This is a genomic window from Bradyrhizobium sp. GW821-FHT13H05, from assembly GCF_058804065.1.
The window spans coordinates 188,269-204,665 of the sequence record NZ_JBXAPO010000010.1; the positions used below are offsets into that span (position 1 = coordinate 188,269).

The 16,397-nt window shown below is 64.4% G+C and carries 16 protein-coding genes; 8 read left to right on the forward strand and 8 right to left on the reverse strand.

Features of this window, described 5'->3' with window-relative positions; all coding sequences use genetic code 11:
* Positions 1 to 276: 276 nt before the first annotated feature.
* Positions 277 to 945, reverse strand: a complete 669-nt coding sequence (locus AC1RR3_RS27170) for an outer membrane protein (protein ID WP_492826387.1) — start codon at positions 943 to 945, stop codon at positions 277 to 279.
* Positions 946 to 1,178: 233 nt separating this feature from the next.
* Complete coding sequence (locus tag AC1RR3_RS27175; RefSeq protein ID WP_492826389.1) at positions 1,179 to 1,958, reverse strand: outer membrane protein; 780 nt, start codon at positions 1,956 to 1,958, stop codon at positions 1,179 to 1,181.
* Between the two features lie 450 nt (positions 1,959 to 2,408).
* Here AC1RR3_RS27175 and AC1RR3_RS27180 point away from each other — a divergent pair, with 450 nt between their 5' ends.
* From AC1RR3_RS27180 to gyrA, 3 genes are all read left to right on the forward strand, one after another.
* Positions 2,409 to 2,906 (forward strand): single-stranded DNA-binding protein, encoded by a 498-nt coding sequence (locus AC1RR3_RS27180; protein ID WP_015685949.1) that lies wholly within the window; start codon positions 2,409 to 2,411, stop codon positions 2,904 to 2,906.
* A 225-nt stretch (positions 2,907 to 3,131) separates the two neighbouring features.
* Entirely contained in the window at positions 3,132 to 3,530 is a 399-nt protein-coding gene (locus tag AC1RR3_RS27185; protein ID WP_492826461.1) for a DUF2306 domain-containing protein, read from the forward strand.
* A gap of 168 nt (positions 3,531 to 3,698) precedes the next feature.
* Complete coding sequence (gyrA, locus tag AC1RR3_RS27190) at positions 3,699 to 6,440, forward strand: DNA gyrase subunit A (RefSeq protein ID WP_492826392.1); 2,742 nt, start codon at positions 3,699 to 3,701, stop codon at positions 6,438 to 6,440.
* A gap of 9 nt (positions 6,441 to 6,449) precedes the next feature.
* Here the strand turns inward: gyrA and AC1RR3_RS27195 are convergent, their stop codons facing one another.
* From AC1RR3_RS27195 to AC1RR3_RS27205, 3 genes are all read right to left on the reverse strand, one after another.
* A complete protein-coding gene (locus tag AC1RR3_RS27195; protein WP_492826394.1) occupies positions 6,450 to 7,409 on the reverse strand; it encodes a phosphotransferase family protein in 960 nt (319 codons plus the stop codon).
* Between the two features lie 107 nt (positions 7,410 to 7,516).
* The gene (locus AC1RR3_RS27200) at positions 7,517 to 9,370 is read right to left on the reverse strand and encodes a potassium transporter Kup (protein ID WP_492826462.1); all 1,854 of its coding nucleotides are present in this window, start codon (positions 9,368 to 9,370) and stop codon (positions 7,517 to 7,519) included.
* Between the two features lie 193 nt (positions 9,371 to 9,563).
* The gene (locus tag AC1RR3_RS27205; protein ID WP_492826396.1) at positions 9,564 to 9,821 is read right to left on the reverse strand and encodes a hypothetical protein; all 258 of its coding nucleotides are present in this window, start codon (positions 9,819 to 9,821) and stop codon (positions 9,564 to 9,566) included.
* A 258-nt stretch (positions 9,822 to 10,079) separates the two neighbouring features.
* Here AC1RR3_RS27205 and coaD point away from each other — a divergent pair, with 258 nt between their 5' ends.
* The 5 genes from coaD (at position 10,080) to queA (ending at position 13,303) form a co-directional block, all read left to right on the forward strand.
* Positions 10,080 to 10,574, forward strand: a complete 495-nt coding sequence (gene coaD, locus AC1RR3_RS27210) for a pantetheine-phosphate adenylyltransferase (protein ID WP_492826398.1) — start codon at positions 10,080 to 10,082, stop codon at positions 10,572 to 10,574.
* Positions 10,575 to 10,614: 40 nt separating this feature from the next.
* Positions 10,615 to 11,190 carry a peptidylprolyl isomerase gene (locus tag AC1RR3_RS27215; RefSeq protein WP_492826400.1) on the forward strand — a complete coding sequence of 192 codons (576 nt, stop codon included), beginning with the start codon at positions 10,615 to 10,617 and terminating at the stop codon, positions 11,188 to 11,190.
* Between the two features lie 9 nt (positions 11,191 to 11,199).
* A complete protein-coding gene (locus AC1RR3_RS27220) occupies positions 11,200 to 11,625 on the forward strand; it encodes a UCP034077 family protein (protein ID WP_492826402.1) in 426 nt (141 codons plus the stop codon).
* Positions 11,622 to 12,086, forward strand: coding sequence for a peptidylprolyl isomerase (locus AC1RR3_RS27225; protein WP_195804425.1), 465 nt, complete (start codon positions 11,622 to 11,624; stop codon positions 12,084 to 12,086). Before AC1RR3_RS27220 ends, AC1RR3_RS27225 begins: the two co-directional genes overlap by 4 nt.
* 143 nt (positions 12,087 to 12,229) lie before the next feature.
* Entirely contained in the window at positions 12,230 to 13,303 is a 1,074-nt protein-coding gene (queA, locus tag AC1RR3_RS27230) for a tRNA preQ1(34) S-adenosylmethionine ribosyltransferase-isomerase QueA (protein WP_492826405.1), read from the forward strand.
* Between the two features lie 120 nt (positions 13,304 to 13,423).
* Here the strand turns inward: queA and AC1RR3_RS27235 are convergent, their stop codons facing one another.
* From AC1RR3_RS27235 to AC1RR3_RS27245, 3 genes are all read right to left on the reverse strand, one after another.
* On the reverse strand, positions 13,424 to 14,461 hold the full coding sequence (locus AC1RR3_RS27235) for an aspartate-semialdehyde dehydrogenase (RefSeq protein WP_492826407.1): 1,038 nt from the start codon (positions 14,459 to 14,461) through the stop codon (positions 13,424 to 13,426).
* 214 nt (positions 14,462 to 14,675) lie between these two features.
* The gene (locus AC1RR3_RS27240) at positions 14,676 to 15,278 is read right to left on the reverse strand and encodes a PepSY domain-containing protein (protein WP_492826409.1); all 603 of its coding nucleotides are present in this window, start codon (positions 15,276 to 15,278) and stop codon (positions 14,676 to 14,678) included.
* 252 nt (positions 15,279 to 15,530) lie between these two features.
* Complete coding sequence (locus AC1RR3_RS27245) at positions 15,531 to 16,301, reverse strand: TetR/AcrR family transcriptional regulator (protein ID WP_492826464.1); 771 nt, start codon at positions 16,299 to 16,301, stop codon at positions 15,531 to 15,533.
* Between the last annotated feature and the right edge of the window lie 96 nt (positions 16,302 to 16,397).

Consider the following 16,397-nt stretch of genomic DNA (forward strand, 5'->3'; position numbering starts at 1 on the left):
CCGCGTTGCCCTCAAGGAATCCCATGGGTGCGCGACCGCGCCAACAAAAAGGCGCGCTTCGCCCGGAACCGGGATCGGCGCCGATGGGGTTGTCAGCGAACGTAGGAAGAACGAGGACGGATTTCCAGAGGGAGTTGCGAATCGTCAACGGATTGTTGGCGCGCTGGCGGCAACTGGCAGCAGCGAGGATCGCGGAACTGAGGGAATGGTGCGCGCGCAAACAAAAAGGCCGGCACAAGGCCGGCCTTTCGTAACGCGATGGCGTCGTAGCGAAGATCAGTACTTCGCGACGATCGGGCCGTTGAAGTGATAGTTCACGCCGACCTGCACGGTGTGGAAGTTGAGCGTGCCGGTGGGCAGGGCGCCCGAGAAGTAGGTCTCGCCGCCGAGGCTGCGATAGAGGTACTCGCCCTTGACCGACCACTGCGGCGCGAAGAACGCTTCGACGCCGGCGCCGACGGTCCAGCCGGAGTGCCACTTGCTGTCGGAGACGCTCGCGCCACCAGCGGCGAGGGTGATCTTGTTGTCGATCCAGGCGTAACCACCGGTGCCATAGAACAGCACCTGGTTGACGGCATAGCCGATGCGGCCGCGCACGGTGCCCATGGCGTCGGTCTTCGACGTGGCGGTGATGCCGGTGAGCGCGTCGGTTGCCGAGGCGCTGACGTCAGCCCAGGCACCATCGGCCTCGACGCCGAACACGACGTTACCGGTCTGCCAGTTGTAGCCGGCGGTGCCGCCGACGAAGCCACCCTTCATCTTCGGGTCGCCCGAAGCGTTTTCCCAGGCGCCGCCACCGACGATACCGAGGTAGAAGCCGGTCCAGTTGTAGACCGAAGCCACAGCCACCGGAGCCTTGGTGTACGGGCGGGCCGCAAGATCGGCCGCCGATGCGGGGGCAGCCAAAGCGAACAAACAGGCCGAAGCCAACAAAACCTTCTTCATTTTCAACTTAATCCCAGTCCCAGTTTCTGTTGTGCCTTCCACGATTGGGAAGGGCATCGGACGCTGTGGTCCAACTGATGTCGTGCTTACACCAGTGAAGCCGCAAGTTGTGTCTCCCAAAAGCCACAACAGTCGCAAAACGTAACAATCACTGACCAATTGTTCCGAGCCCGGAAACACAGCAAAAGGCCGGCGCGAGGCCGGCCTTTGATCTCAATGATATCAGAGGGATATCAGTATTTCGCGATGAGCGGGCCGCCCCAGCGATAGTTCACGCGGATCAGGCCGATATCGACGTCCTGGCTGATGCGATCAGAGCGTGTGGCGGCGCCGAGCGGGGCCGCAAGGAAGTTGCCGGAGCCGCTGAATCCGATGGTGCGGGTGCCGAGGAAGATGTGATCGTACTCGAAGCCGACCGTCCAGTTCGGCGCGAATCCGAACTCGACGCCGGCGCCCACGGTACCGCCCCAGCGGGTCTCGTTGGCCCGGTCGAATTCGAGGCCGGTGACGACATCGTAGCTCCGGTAGCGATCGCTCACGACGGCGCCGCCGCCCTTCACGTAGAGCAGCACGTTATTCCAGGCGTAGCCGACCTGGCCGGTGATCAAACCGAAGGCGTTGATCTTGGAGCGGTCGCGAAGACCCGTGCCGACGAACGTGGTGCTGATGTTGTCGCCGGAGAAGTCGGCCCAGTTGCCCTGGCCTTCGAGACCGAACACCCAATTCGCCGATTGCCAGCGATAACCGACCTGGCCACCGACCGTGCCGCCGGTGGCGTTGTGGCAGCCTTCGCCAACCAGAGTGCCGGTGACGGGCGTGACAAAATCCCAGCATTTGTGGCTCGAGCCACCGCCGCCGTTGATGCCGATGTAGAAGCCGCTCCAGTCGTAGATGGTGGCGACCATCGGCGCCGGAGCCTTGGTGTAGGGCCGCGCGGCGAGATCCGCCGCGCTCGCGGGAGCCGGCAGGCCCAATGCCACAACACCGATTGCACCAATCAAAATCTTATTCATTGCAGTCTCCCCAGTTTCGGTCCGCTTCTTGAAGTCCCCGAAGCGGCCAATCAGGCGCGACGCCCATATGAACTTAATTCCAATGCAAACGTAGCTTAACGGGTGAGCAGAGTCCGTCGCTGAAAAGCAACAGTCGCGCGACAAGTGAAGTGTGCCTAACTTGATGAATGTTAAGTGCTTTTTGTCATTTATTGGAACCGGAAAAGGTTCCGTCCAGTACCGTGCATAGGGGCGGCATGCAGGCACCGTTCGCTCCAATATCCCGCATTATTCCGGGCAGGAACAAATCTGGAACAAACGCCAGTCCAGTGCTATATATGGGGATAACCCGAGGGCCGGTGGGCTGATCGGTCCTCGCAAGCGTATAGGGTCGCCCCAGAGAGGTTGCAGAGGACCGCGGGGCGCGGCCCGGCCTTATGAATTCAGTGGGATTTGGAGTGGAGAGCGGCGATGGCGGGAAGCGTCAACAAGGTCATTCTGGTTGGAAATCTCGGCAAGGATCCTGAAATCCGCCGTACCCAGGACGGGCGGCCGATTGCGAATTTGAGCATCGCGACCTCGGAGACCTGGCGCGACAAGAACAGCGGCGAGCGCAAGGAAAAGACCGAGTGGCATCGCGTCGTGATCTTCAATGAAGGGCTCTGCAAGGTCGCCGAGCAGTACCTGAAGAAGGGCGCCAAGGTTTACATCGAGGGCGCGCTCCAGACCCGGAAGTGGACCGATCAGGCGGGCGTCGAGAAGTACTCCACCGAGGTCGTGCTCCAGGGCTTCAACTCGACCCTGACGATGCTCGACGGCCGCAGCGGCGGCGGAGGCGGCAGCTTCGGCGACGAGCCGGGCGGCGATTTCGGCTCCTCCGGTCCCGTCAGCAGCGCACCGCGTCGTGCGGTAGCCGCCGGCGGCGGTGGTGGCCGCAACAGCGACATGGACGACGACATCCCGTTCTGAGGCGGGCGGGGCGCTTCGCCCCTGATGTCACCTTGCTCGCGCAGAGCCGCAGGATTTCTTACCAATTGGCGGGTAAAGCTCGGTTTTTCCGAGCTTGCCTCACGTGCTGCCTCAAGTCTTTGTCCGGCCGCGATGTGAATGGTATTAACTTTATGTTAATCCTACTCACATGGGTCGGTTGTCGGTCGGAGGAAGCCTCACGTGAGCCTTGCGATCAGCCTTACGATCAGCTTTGCGCCGCTGCTTGAGGTCGCGCCGGCGATCCCGCTGCACGCCTTTGCCGCCATGGCCGCCTTCGTGCTCGGCCTCGTCCAGTTTGCCGCCCCCAAGGGCACGCTGCCGCACCGGACGATCGGCTGGATCTGGGTGGCGCTGATGGCGATGGTGGCGGCCTCGTCGTTCTGGATCCACCAGATCCGCCTGCTTGGGCCGTTCAGTCCGATCCATCTGCTCTCGATCTTCACGCTGGTGATGCTGCCGCTCGCGGTGTGGCGGGCGCACACCCATCGCGTCGCCGATCATCGCCGCGCCATGATCCTCCTGTTCGCGGGGGCGTTGGTCGTGGCGGGCCTGTTCACGCTGGTGCCCGGGCGCATCATGCACCGGGTGATTTTCGGGGCCTGAGACGGGGTTCCCGGCGGCTCATTCCGGCCCGGTTCGAAGCGATCGCGCTGAGGGCGTAAGTCTCTGGAAAAACAGTCGGAAAAAGCGCTTCCCCGGACCTTGCAAAGGTGGTTATCAGGGGCGCGATGCGCTATATGATTCCCAGATAAAAATTCATCGGATTCCCCCTTGGCTGACGACGACGACAAGCCCGGCGACCAGCCGGCGCAACCCTCGGATATTCGCCCCGTCTCCATCTTCGAGGAGATGAAGAAGTCGTATCTCGACTACGCCATGAGCGTGATCGTGGCGCGTGCGTTGCCTGATGCCCGGGACGGCCTGAAGCCGGTGCATCGCCGCATCCTGTTCTCGATGAACGAGCAGGGGCACACGCCCGACAAGAAGTACGTCAAGTCAGCCCGCGTGGTCGGCGACGTCATCGGTAAGTATCACCCGCACGGCGACCAGTCGATCTACGACGCCATGGTCCGCATGGCGCAGGACTTCTCGATGCGCGTGCCGTTGATCGACGGCCAGGGCAATTTCGGCTCGGTCGACGGCGATCCCCCGGCTGCCTATCGTTACACCGAAGCGCGCCTGACCAAGGCGGCGCTGGCCCTGCTGGCCGACATCGACAAGGACACCGTCGACTTCCAGCCGAACTACGACAACAACGAGACCGAGCCATCGGTCCTGCCGGCCAAGTTCCCGAACCTGCTCGTCAACGGTGCCGGCGGCATCGCGGTGGGCATGGCCACCAACATCCCGCCGCACAATCTCGGCGAGGTCATCGACGCCTGCGTCGCGCTGATCGACAACCCTGCGCTCACCATCGAAGAGCTCATCAACATCGTGCCGGGACCGGATTTCCCGACCGGCGGCGTCATTCTCGGACGCGCGGGCATCCGCGCCGCCTATCACCTCGGCCGCGGCTCGATCGTCATGCGCGGCAAGGTCGCGATCGAGACCATCCGCAAGGAGCGCGAGGCGATCATCATCACCGAGATCCCGTACCAGGTGAACAAGGCGACGATGGTCGAGCGCATCGCCGAGCTGGTCAAGGAAAAGAAGATCGAGGGCATCGGCGATTTGCGCGATGAATCCGACCGCGATGGCTACCGCGTCGTCATCGAATTGAAGCGCGATGCCGTGCCTGACGTGGTGCTGAATCAGCTCTACAGATTCACGCCGCTGCAAACGAGCTTCGGCGTCAACATGGTGGCGCTCGACAGCGGCCGTCCGCGGATCATGCATCTGAAGGACCTGCTGGCCATCTTCGCCGACTTCCGTGAGCGGGTCGTCACGCGGCGCACCAAGTATTTGCTGGCCAAGGCGCGCGATCGCGCCCACATCCTGGTCGGTCTCGCCATCGCGGTCGCCAATATCGACGAGATGATCCGCGTCATCCGCACCTCGCCAGACCCGACCACTGCGCGCGACACCCTGATGTCGCGCGACTGGCCGGCCCGCGACGTCGAGGACATGCTGACGCTGATCGACGATCCGCGTCACCGCATCAGCGCGGACGGCACGATCCGGCTCTCGATGGAGCAGGCAAGGGCCATTCTCGATCTGCGCCTTCAGCGCCTCACCGCACTCGGCCGCGACGAAATCCGCGACGAGCTCGACAAGCTCGCCGGCGAGATCGCCGATTATCTCGACATCCTGCGCTCGCGCGAGCGCGTGCTGGGCATCATCAAGACCGAGCTTGCCGAGGTGAAGGCCGAGTTCGCCACCCCGCGCAGGACCGTCATCATCGAGCAGGAAGGCGAGGTCGAGGACGAGGACCTGATCCAGCGCGAGGATATGGTCGTCACCGTCTCCCACGCCGGCTACGTCAAGCGCGTGCCGCTGTCGGCCTACCGGGCGCAGCGCCGCGGCGGCAAGGGCCGCGCCGGCATGCAGACCCGCGACGAGGATTTCGTCAGCCGCCTGTTCGTGGCCTCTACGCACACGCCGGTCTTGTTCTTCTCGTCCCGCGGCCAGGTCTACAAGGAGAAGGTCTGGCGGCTGCCGATGGCTGCTCCCAACGCGCGCGGCAAGGCGCTGATCAACATCCTGCCGCTGGAGCAGGGCGAGCGCATCACCACGATCATGCCGTTGCCGGAGGACGAATCCACCTGGGGCAACCTCGACGTGATGTTCGCCACGACCGGCGGCAACGTCCGGCGCAACAAGCTGTCCGACTTCGTCGACGTCCGCCGCCCCGGAATCATTGCGATGAAGCTCGACGAGAATGAAGCGATCGTCGACGTGCAGATCTGCACCGAGCGCGACGACGTGCTGCTGACCGGCGCCGGCGGCCAGTGCATCCGCTTCCCCGTCACCGACGTGCGCGTGTTCACCGGGCGCACCTCGATGGGCGTGCGCGGCATTGCGCTTGGCGAGGGCGACAAGGTGATCTCGCTGGCGATCCTGCGCCACGTCGAGACCACGTCCGACGAGCGCTCGGCCTATTTGAAGATGCGCCGCGCGGTCGCCGGCGAAGCTGCGTCCGAGGAACCGGCGGCGGACGCGGAAGCCGAGGAGACCTCCGGCAGCTTCCAGCTCCCGCAGGAGCGCTATGTCGAGATGTCGGCGGCCGAGCAGGTCGTGCTCACCGTCTCCGTCAACGGCTATGGCAAGCGGACCTCGTCCTACGAGTACCGCACCACGGGCCGTGGCGGCAAAGGCATCGTCGCCATGAGCGTCAACAACCGCAACGGCAATCTGGTGGCGTCCTTCCCCGTCGAAGATGCTGATCAAATCATGCTGGTCACCGACAAGGGCCAGCTGATCCGCTGCCCGGTCGAAGGTATCCGCATCGCCGGCCGCTCGACCCAGGGCGTGATCGTGTTCGACACCGCCGAGGACGAGCACGTGGTCTCGGTCGAGCACATCACGGAAGAGGCGGAGAGTGGGAACGGCAACGGTGAGGCCAACGGGGAGTAACGCCCCGTCCTAGACGGCGTTCGCCAATTCGCGCGTCAGATCGGCAAGCGCATTATGCTTGCCGATCTGCGCCATCCAGCACCAGAGTTCCAGTGTGCAATACATGCGGTAAAGATCGAGCGTCTGCTGCCAGTCGGCGCGCGCGATTGGACCGTAGCCTGCGAGCAATCCATCGCGCTTGGGCGCGTCTTTCGCAGTGAAATAGTACAGCGCCTTGGCGATATCCATCAGCGGATCGCCTGACGTCGCGTTCTCGAAATCGACGATGCCCGTGAGGTGCGGCGCGCCCTGCGACGCCACCAGCACGTTGCCGGCATGGAAATCGTAATGGCAGAGGCGAGGGGCCGCGGCTGCTTCGAACAGATGCTGCCGATCCGCGACGCTGCCCCGCAGGCGTGCCGCCAGTGCGGGATCACCGCCGCGCGAGCCAAACTCCGTCAGCTTCCTCTCGAACTGCGCGGACATGTAGGCGTGGTTGCTCGGATGCGCGGTCCAGACCCCGTTGGGGCCGATATAGCCAAAGCTGTCGAGCGCGACGTCATTGATCCCGCGCAGCGCTGCGCCCATCTCGGCGTAGACCGCAAACAGTTCTGCCTCCGACAGTGCCGCCTCGCGCCGGCCGAGCACCGTGCCGTCGAGCCTGGTCATCAGCACATAGTTCAAGTCGATCGCCGATCGCGTGTCGTCGGCGACCAGGATTTTGGGAATGGCCGTGCCAAGATTCTGCAGGAGGCCTAGCACATAGACCTCCTTCGCCATCTTCCACTGCAGCGATTCAGGGTAGATCTTGAGGATGCAGGCCGGCGCATCCGCCAGCGCGATCTCGAGCACGGTGCTGATCTCCCCGCCATGCAGCTCGGTGACACCAAGCACCGAAGCATGCGGTGACATTCGGCGGATGATCGATTGCACCTGATCGACCGAGACCGCCAGCCGAGGTTTCAGGATGAGAGGCGTCTCGTCACTCATTTTTTGGTGCGGACCTGTAGCCCGGATGGAGCGAAGCGAAATCCGGGGCTCTCACGCTTGGCAGGAAACCCGGATTGCGCTGCGCTCCATCCGGGCTACGAACTGCCCTAAATCTCCAGCTCCGTGCCGAACTCCACGACCTGCTTGGTCGGCACGCCGAAGAACGCGGCCGAGCGTTCGGCGTTGCGTTGCAGGAAGGCGAACACGGTTTCGCGCCAGACCCACATGCCTGGGACGTCCTCGCGCGGGATGATGGTCTCGCGGCCGACGTAATAGGTGATGTCGGAGAGGTCAATGCCGGGCAGCTTGCCCTGCCGGCAGGTCAACGTCAGCCCCTCATAGATCGTCGGGTTCTGCATGAAGCCGTAATGCAGGATCACACGGGTGATGCCGGGGATGATCTCGACCACCTCGGCGCGCTCCTCGTCGGCAATGTGCGGCGCTTCCTCGATCAGGACGGTGACGAGGATGATGCGCTCATGCAGGACGTGGTTATGCTTGACGAACTGGGTCAGCGCCAGCGGCACGCCCTTTGGCGCGGATGCCAGGAACACCGCTGTGCCCGGCAGCCTGGCGCTGCACTTGTTCACCGCGGTTTCGATCAAATCCTCCTCGGGCTGGCGCAGCTTGGCGCGCGCTGCCTCGACCAGCTTCACGCCGCTGCGCCAGGTCAGCATCATGAAGGCGACGAGGCCCGCGAGCAGCAGCGGAAACCAGCCGCCCTCGAACAGCTTGACCGAATTGGCCGAGAAGAAGATCACGTCGATGACGAAGAAAAATCCGTTCACGGCGACCACCAGCCAGGGCGAATAGCCCCACTGAATCGCGACCAGGGCGGCGAGCAGCGTGGTGATCGCCATCAAGAGCGACACCGCGATGCCATAGGCGCCGGCGAGCGCATCCGAGGTGCCGAAGCTCAGCACCGCCCCCAACGTGGCGGCGGCGAGCAGCCAGTTCACCAGCGGTACGTAGATCTGGCCCATCGCGTCGCTCTGGGTGTGGCGGATCTGCATGCGCGGCAGGAAGCCGAGCTGGATCGATTGCTGGGTCAGCGAGAACACGCCGGAGATGATCGCCTGCGAGGCGATCACGGTGGCCACCGCCGAGAACGCCACGAGCGGGTAGTGCAAGGCGTCGGGGCAGAGCTGGAAGAACGGATTCTCGATCATCGTGGGATCGGTGATCAAGAGTGCAGCCTGGCCAAAATAGTTCAGCACCAGCGCTGGCAGGCAGATTGCGAACCAGGCAAGCCGGATCGGCAGGCGGCCGAAATGGCCCATGTCGGCATACATCGCCTCGCCACCTGTTACCGCCAGGAAGGCGGCGCCGAGGATTGCGAAGGAGACGTGAAAATCCTGGTGGATCAGGAAGTCGAAGGCATAGAGCGGGCTGAGCGCCGCCAGCACTGCGGGGGCCTTGACGATGCCGTGGATGCCGAGCGCGGCAAGCACGATGAACCAGGCCAGCATCACCGGTCCGAAGATACGGCCGATGAAGCCGGTGCCCTGCTTTTGCATCATGAACAGGCCGATCAGGATGACGACGGTCACGGGCACCACGGCGGGCGCGAGCGAGGGCGCATCGACCTTCAGACCTTCGATGGCCGAGAGCACCGAGATCGCCGGCGTGATGGCGCCGTCGCCATAGAGAAGGGCGGCGCCGACGAGGCCGACCACCAGAAGGTGGGCGCGCCAGGTGCCGGGTTGGGCGTTACGCGCATGGAGCAACGCCAGCAGGGCGACGATGCCGCCTTCACCGCGGTTATCCGCGCGCAGGATCAGCAGCGCATATTTCAGCGAGATGATCAGCAGCAGGGCCCAGAGGATCAGCGAGGCAACGCCCAGGACAGCTTCGGGCGTCACCGTCGCGCCGTGGGCAGCCGCCTTGGCGGCTTCTTTCAGGGCATAGAGCGGGCTGGTGCCGATATCGCCATAGACCACCCCGAGGGCGCCCATGGTCATGGCAAGCGGCAGTGGATCGGGATGATGGCCGGAAGCGACTGCGGGCGTACTGGACAATGGCAACCCCCCGATGGGATCGCGCCCGCCGGGCCATTCCGACGGGCGCGAGCATCACACAGTCTGCGACGGGGCGCCGCAAATATCCATGGGGTTTATACCGGCGAGCTCCCTGACGCGGAGCTGACAGATCCGACTACGGGGTCCGGTCGGCCGTCACGAGGCGCGCCACGCGGACGTCGGCCTTGGTGCCGGCACGGCGCAGGCAGGATGCCTCGAAATTCGGCCAGGCCTGCTGCGAGCAATCACGGCCGACGGCGCGGATGTCGAGTCGGTCGCTCTTGGCCAGCGGCTGCGGCACGCTGGCTTCGACGGTCGGGGCAAAGCCGGGCAGGAGGGTAAGGGCTGCGGCAACACACGCAGAGATGGCGATCGCTGAAAGAGCCTTGATCATTGACAGTCCCCTGTGATGCGGCCGCTACGCCCAGTGTGCGGCCCGTCTTCGTTGGGTGGATTAGTAACCATGGCCAGTTTCCGGACGTCTTCGCGGATACGGGAAATGGTTTCGTTCGCGGTCCGTTTTGTTTCGTGGCTGCCCCGAGGACGAAACAAAACGGCCGCCGCCGACACGGATGGGCGGGACATTTTCCGGGAAACGGACGGGGAACCTGGCCGGCTTGCCGGGCCGGGCCGGGCGCGGTAGGAGGGAGCCATGCCGCGCATCGCCTTCTACCCAGGTTCCTTCGATCCCATCACCAACGGCCATCTGGACGTGGTCCGGCATGCCGTTCCCCTGTGCGACAGGCTGGTGGTCGCGGTCGGCCTCCATCCCGGCAAGAAGCCGCTGTTCTCGACCGAGGAGCGCCTGAAGATGCTTCTGGACGTCTGCGGGCCGGTCGCGGCCCAGGCCGGCTGCGTGCTCGAAACTGCGACATTTGACGATCTGTCGGTGACCGCCGCGCGCAGGCATGGCGCGACCATCATGATTCGCGGCCTGCGGGACGGCACCGACCTTGATTACGAGATGCAGCTCGCCGGCATGAACGAAGCCATGGCGCCGGAGGTGCACACGGTCTTTCTGCCGGCTTCTCCGATGGTCCGCCCGATCACCGCCACTTTGGTGCGTCAGATCGCGGGCATGGGCGGAGATGTCTCGACCTTTGTGCCGCCGCTCGTAGCCAGCCTGCTCAAGGCCAAATTCGCCTGAAAACGGCGCGCTGTTTCATCTCACCTGATCCGGAGTTCTCATGATCCGTCGTCTCGCAATTCTTGCCACGATTTTTGCCGCGCTCTTCAGTGCGGTCCCGGCGGTGGCGCAGCAACTGCCTGCGAATCTCGACAAGGCCAACGCGCTCGTCATCGACACCACCAAGGGCCGCATCGTCATCAAGCTGCGCACGGATCTCGCGCCGCAGCACGCCGAGCGCCTCAAGACGCTCGCGCGTGAGGGCTATTACAACAACGTGCCGTTCCACCGCGTGATGGACGGCTTCATGGCGCAGACCGGCGACGGCGAGAAATTCAACGGCACCGGCGGCTCGAAATATCCGAACCTGAAGCAGGAATTCTCCAAGGTGCATTTCGCACGCGGCATCGTCGGCATGGCCCGGCGCGGCGACAGCGTCGACACCGCAAACTCGCAGTTCTTCATCATGTTCGCCGACGGCGGCAGCCTCGACGGCCAGTACACCGTGATCGGTGAGGTCGTGCAGGGCATGGACGTCGTGGACAAGCTGAAGAAGGCGCCGGCCGGCTCGCCCGGCGGCACCGTCACCGATCCCGACAAGATGGTGAAGGTGCAGGTCGCCTCCGACATCAAGTAGGACGAGACCATGGCGCGCTGCGGCAACAGGCTTTTGCTGGCTGCCGCTGTGCTGCTGTTCGGCGCCTCCTGTGCGGCCGCCGAGGATGGCCAGGTCAACACCATCCAGGAGATCTTCCAGCACCTGCGGACCTGCTGGAAACCGCCGCCGCCTGCGAGGGCTCGCCCACTCGACATCACCGTCGTCGTGAGCTTTAACCGGTCCGGCGACATTCTGGGCCATCCGAGGATTTCCTATGAATCCGCGGAGGCCTCCGACAATGACCGGCTGCAATACCGGATCGCGGTGATGGAGGCGTTGCAACGCTGCACGCCGATGCCATTTACCGATGCAATGGCCGGCGCCGCCGCAGGGCGTCCATTCGCGATCCAGTTCCGTAGCCGCAGAACTTCACCTGACAAGACTTCACCTCCAACGCAAGAGAGACGAGCATGAGCGCCACTGAGAACACATTGATCCTCGAGACCACGCAGGGCCCGGTCACCATCGAGATGCGGCCTGATCTGGCGCCCGGCCATGTCGCGCGCATCAAGGAACTGGTCCGCGAGGGTTTTTACGACGGCATCGTGTTCCACCGCGTGATCGACGGCTTCATGGCGCAGACCGGCTGCCCGCACGGCACCGGCACCGGCGGCTCCGGCAAGAAGCTGAAGGCCGAGTTCAACAAGGAGCCGCACGTGCGCGGCACCACCTCGATGGCGCGCGCGGCGAGCCCCGATTCCGGCGACAGCCAGTTCTTCATCTGCTTCGACGACGCCCGCTTCCTCGACAACCAGTACACGGTGTGGGGCAAGGTCACCGAGGGCATGGAGAACGTCGACAAGATCAAGCGTGGCGAGCCGGTGCAGAACCCCGACAAGATCGTCAAGGCGCGGATGGCCGCTGACGCGGAATAAGTGCTCCGCCCTCATCCTGAGGAGCGCGGAACGCGCGTCTCGAAGGATGAAGGCCCTGCTGCTGCAGCCCGGCCTTCATGGTTCGAGACGGCGCTACGCGCCTCCTCACCATGAGGGTCTGACTGTATGGCGCTGAACCCGACATGCGCACCGATCTCTTCGATTTCGATCTGCCCGCCGAGCGCATCGCGTTGCGCCCGGCGAGCCCGCGCGACTCCGCGAAGATGCTGGTCGTGGAGAATGGTGCGCTGCGCGACCGGATCATCTCCGAGCTACCGCAATGGCTGAAGCCGGGTGACCAGCTCGTCGTCAACGACACCAAGGTGATCGCGGCACAGCTCAGGGGCCGCCGCATTGGCCGCGAGACCGAGCCGAAGATCGAGGCAACCCTGATCAAGCGCCTCGACGGCTCGCGCTGGCAGGCTCTGGTGAAGCCGGCGAAGAAGCTTATCGCCGGCGACCGCATCCGCTTTGGCAATGAAGGCAAGGTCTGCCTGCTCGGCCATCTCGACGCCGAGGTCGAGGCCAAGGGCAGCGAGGGCGAGGTGACGTTGTCATTCTCGTTCCATGGCCCCGCGCTCGACCAGGCCATCGCCGATCTCGGCAGTCCGCCGCTGCCGCCCTACATCGCCTCAAAACGCACGCCCGACGACCAGGATCTCGCCGACTACCAGACCATGTTTGCGGCGAACGAGGGCGCCGTCGCCGCTCCTACCGCGGGACTGCATTTCACCCCGGCGCTGGAGCAGGCGCTGAGCGACCGCGGCGTCGGCATCAACCGTGTCACGCTGCATGTCGGGGCAGGGACGTTCCTGCCGGTCAAGGTGGACGACACCGACGGCCACAAGATGCATGCGGAGTGGGGCACGATCTCGGCCGAGACGGCGGAACGGCTCAACACCGCCCGGAAGAATGGCGGCCGTATCATCGCGGTTGGCACCACCTCATTGCGGCTGCTCGAAAGCGCCGCCAGCGAGGACGGCATGATCCAGCCCTTCGCAGCCGAGACGTCGATCTTCATCACGCCCGGCTATCGCTTCCGCGCCGTCGACATTTTGATGACGAATTTCCACCTGCCGAAGTCGACGCTGTTCATGCTGGTGTCGGCGTTTGCCGGGCTGGAGACGATGCAGCAGGCGTACGCGCACGCGATCGCGGAAGGGTATCGGTTCTATTCGTACGGGGATGCGTGTTTGTTGTTTCGGGCGGTTCCGTAGGGTGGGTTAGCCGAAGGCGTAACCCACCACTTCTGTTTCCGCGGAGGCGAAAGAGGTGGGTTACGCCGAGCAGATGCGTTTCGCGCATCTGCAGGGCTAACCCACCCTACGCACCTTCCGCTACGCCATCACCCGCTGCGGCAGCAGCTCTGCGATCTGGACCGCGTTCAGCGCGGCGCCCTTGAGCAGCTGATCGGCCGCCACGAACATCGAGATCGAATGTCCGGAGGGATCGCTCAGGTCCTTGCGGATGCGGCCGACCAGGACGTCGTCCTGGCCCGAGGCGTCGATCGGCATCGGGAAGTAGTTCTTCACGCGGTCGTCGACGATCTTGACGCCGGGCGCCTGCGCCATGATGGCGCGGACCTGGTCCTCGGTGATCGGCTTCTCGCACTCGAAGGTGATGGCCTCGCAATGCGCGCGCAGCACCGGCACGCGGACGCAGGTGACGCCGATCGCGATCCTCTCGTCCTCGAAGATCTTGCGGGTCTCCTTGATGACCTTGGTCTCTTCGTCGTTGTAGCCGGTCTCGGGGTCTACGGCCGTGTTGTGGTTGAAGAGATTGAAGGCGTAGGGGTGCGGCATCACCTTGGGCGTATAGACCTGCCCGTTGAGATTGGCGCGGGTGGACTCGACGAGTTCGTCCATCGCGGCGGCGCCGGCGCCGGAGGCGGCCTGATAAGTCGAGATGATGACACGCTTGATGCGGTTCTTCTGGTGGATCGGCCAGAGCGGCACCAGCGCGGTGATCGCGGCGCAGTTCGGGTTGGCGATGATGCCCTTGTGGTCGCGGATGCGGTTGCCGTTCACCTCGGGGATCACCAGCGGCACGTTCGGGTCCATGCGGAAGGCGGAGGAGTTGTCGACCACGACGGCGCCGGCCTTGACCGCAACAGGCGCAAACTTCTTGGAGATGCCGCTGCCGGCGGAGAACAGCGCAATGTCGACGCCTTCGAAGGCGCGCTCGGTCAGCTCCTCGATGACGACGTCCTTGCCCCGGAACGACACCGTCTTGCCGGCCGAGCGGGCGCTGGCGAGCGCCTTGAGCTTGCCGACGCGAAAGCCGCGCTTGTCCATGGTGGCGATGAATTCGGCGCCCACCGCACCGGTGACGCCGACAATCGCGACGACGGGATCGTTACTCACTTTGTCCTCCATTGAGTTGCAGACAACAAAAAAGCCCCGGACCATCATGGGCGGGGCTTCGGTAGAGCTGATTGCGTTTTAGTCGACGACTACAAGCGCACGCCTCCCCGGGCCCCGAAGGCCGTGGTGGTTTTGGTCGTGCGTTTGGTGGTCATGAACATGGCGGCGACTTATGAGGGAGAGTTTTGCGTCCGTCAATGGCTTTTCGGCGGGATTGTGGCCGCCGCTATTTCGCCCGGGCGCCCGGCGGCTCCAGGATGACCTCCTTGAGGTCGTCGCCGCTGATGACGACAATGGAAAAGTTCAGCCGGCCGCCTTCACGCACCAGCCCGCCGCTGATCGCCTTGCCCGAGGCCGCGCGCTCGGCGACATGCACGGCGTCAGCAAGGCGGTGCCTGATCGCACCGAGCGCTGCGAGGTTGCTGCGATCGTCGCCGTCGAGCTCGGCGAGGGGGAGGGCGGCTTCGCCGCCAATAAGTTCGCCGGTCGTGGCATTGATGGTGTGACGCCAGATCCGGTCGTTATGCAGGGTCTTCACCCGGTAGACCGGCACGCCGGAGCCGCCGTCAAAGCTCACATCCGCCGTCGTGGCGCCGGCGTGACGCGCTTCCGCAATCGCCATCGCCTGGCTGATCGAGATCGAGGACGAGCGGAATCGTTCGATCTCGCGGCTGACCGCTTGGCGGTCCGCCTCGGCATCACCATCTGTGTCGCTGTGAAGCGCAGTCGGCGTGCCTGCGGTCACGGCCGCTCCTGCGGGCGCTGCGAGGAGCAGCGCCGGCAAGGCGATCGCAAGCAGTTGCGAGGTCCATCGTTTGGCTGTCGTCATGCTCGAAACCCTCGGCCAGCGAGTGTGCCGGATGATCGTAAAGAATTCGCGGCCGACCTTGGGCATCGGCCGGCCGCGGAGCGTCACGGCGGGCTGTACCCGTCGCGGCGATCTTAGCGATACGGACCTCTTTTGGGGCTGGTGAAAAAAGCGGTCCGTCTCACCTATAACGAAACAATACCGTATCGTTTTATTTTGGTCAATGACGAGGGCGCGTTCTCCCGGGGGATAGATCGCAACCTCACGGAATTGTCAGCGGGACGAGCGTCGGCGCGGCGTGCTCTTGGAGGTGTCCTTCGGGGCGCCCCTGGGGACGTCCTGGACGCGATCGGCCGGGCCCAGCGCACCGGCCAGAAACAGCTTGATCGCGATCCGCATCCGCCTTTCCGCGGACTTCAATTCCAGCGCCGTTCCGAACGTCGCCATGCGGTGGGTGTGACCGACGACGACGTCGAGGAACACTTCGGCCGCGATGGTGGTGTCGTCGACGTCGAGCGCGCCTTGCGCCACCAGATGGTCGAAGAAGCGCGCCGTGGTGGCGACGGCCTTGAGCCAGCCTTCCTCCATGCCGAGCTTGGCGACGTCGGGGAAGTTGATGGCCTGCGACGTCATCATGCGGCTGAACGCGACGGCATCGGGTCCGCAGGTGAAGCTCAGCATCTCGCGCCCGATCTCGACCAGCCGCTGCTCGACGGGGATGTCCGTGGCGCTGGAGAGCTGTGTCTCGGCGGCTGCCGACAGCGGCGCAAGCCAGCGCGCGATCTCGCGCCTCAGCACGGCCGCAAACAGGCCGCGCTTGTCGCCATAGCGGGAATAGACGGTCGGCTTGCTTACGCGCGCTGCTTCCGCGACCGCATCGAGCGAGGTCGCGTCAAAGCCTCGATCGAGGAACAGGCGGGTGGCGACCTCGATCAGTCGCTGGTCGCGCTCGATGGCGGCGGTCTTGGTCGGCCGGCCGCCGCGCGATTTCGGTACTTCGCGCCGTGGCGCTGCCGGTCTTGTCCTGGTCGCAGTCAATCCCATGCCCAATGATTCCTGCGCGGTCGTGACAATGGTCATTGCTCTATAACGCGCAGCGGTCGGGGCGTCATCGCGAATCTGGCCGAATTGGCCTTATCG

What these genes read in the sequence shown, in the direction of transcription:
- AC1RR3_RS27170 (WP_492826387.1), bottom strand. Translation starts at nt 945, where the DNA reads ATGAAGAAGGTTTTGTTGGCTTCGGCCTGTTTGTTCGCTTTGGCTGCC.
- AC1RR3_RS27175 (WP_492826389.1), bottom strand. Translation starts at nt 1,958, where the DNA reads ATGAATAAGATTTTGATTGGTGCAATCGGTGTTGTGGCATTGGGCCTG.
- AC1RR3_RS27180 (WP_015685949.1), top strand. Translation starts at nt 2,409, where the DNA reads ATGGCGGGAAGCGTCAACAAGGTCATTCTGGTTGGAAATCTCGGCAAG.
- AC1RR3_RS27195 (WP_492826394.1), bottom strand. Translation starts at nt 7,409, where the DNA reads ATGAGTGACGAGACGCCTCTCATCCTGAAACCTCGGCTGGCGGTCTCG.
- AC1RR3_RS27200 (WP_492826462.1), bottom strand. Translation starts at nt 9,370, where the DNA reads ATGACCATGGGCGCCCTCGGGGTGGTCTATGGCGATATCGGCACCAGC.
- AC1RR3_RS27205 (WP_492826396.1), bottom strand. Translation starts at nt 9,821, where the DNA reads ATGATCAAGGCTCTTTCAGCGATCGCCATCTCTGCGTGTGTTGCCGCA.
- coaD (WP_492826398.1), top strand. Translation starts at nt 10,080, where the DNA reads ATGCCGCGCATCGCCTTCTACCCAGGTTCCTTCGATCCCATCACCAAC.
- AC1RR3_RS27215 (WP_492826400.1), top strand. Translation starts at nt 10,615, where the DNA reads ATGATCCGTCGTCTCGCAATTCTTGCCACGATTTTTGCCGCGCTCTTC.
- AC1RR3_RS27220 (WP_492826402.1), top strand. Translation starts at nt 11,200, where the DNA reads ATGGCGCGCTGCGGCAACAGGCTTTTGCTGGCTGCCGCTGTGCTGCTG.
- AC1RR3_RS27225 (WP_195804425.1), top strand. Translation starts at nt 11,622, where the DNA reads ATGAGCGCCACTGAGAACACATTGATCCTCGAGACCACGCAGGGCCCG.
- queA (WP_492826405.1), top strand. Translation starts at nt 12,230, where the DNA reads ATGCGCACCGATCTCTTCGATTTCGATCTGCCCGCCGAGCGCATCGCG.
- AC1RR3_RS27235 (WP_492826407.1), bottom strand. Translation starts at nt 14,461, where the DNA reads ATGGAGGACAAAGTGAGTAACGATCCCGTCGTCGCGATTGTCGGCGTC.
- AC1RR3_RS27240 (WP_492826409.1), bottom strand. Translation starts at nt 15,278, where the DNA reads ATGACGACAGCCAAACGATGGACCTCGCAACTGCTTGCGATCGCCTTG.
- AC1RR3_RS27245 (WP_492826464.1), bottom strand. Translation starts at nt 16,301, where the DNA reads ATGGGATTGACTGCGACCAGGACAAGACCGGCAGCGCCACGGCGCGAA.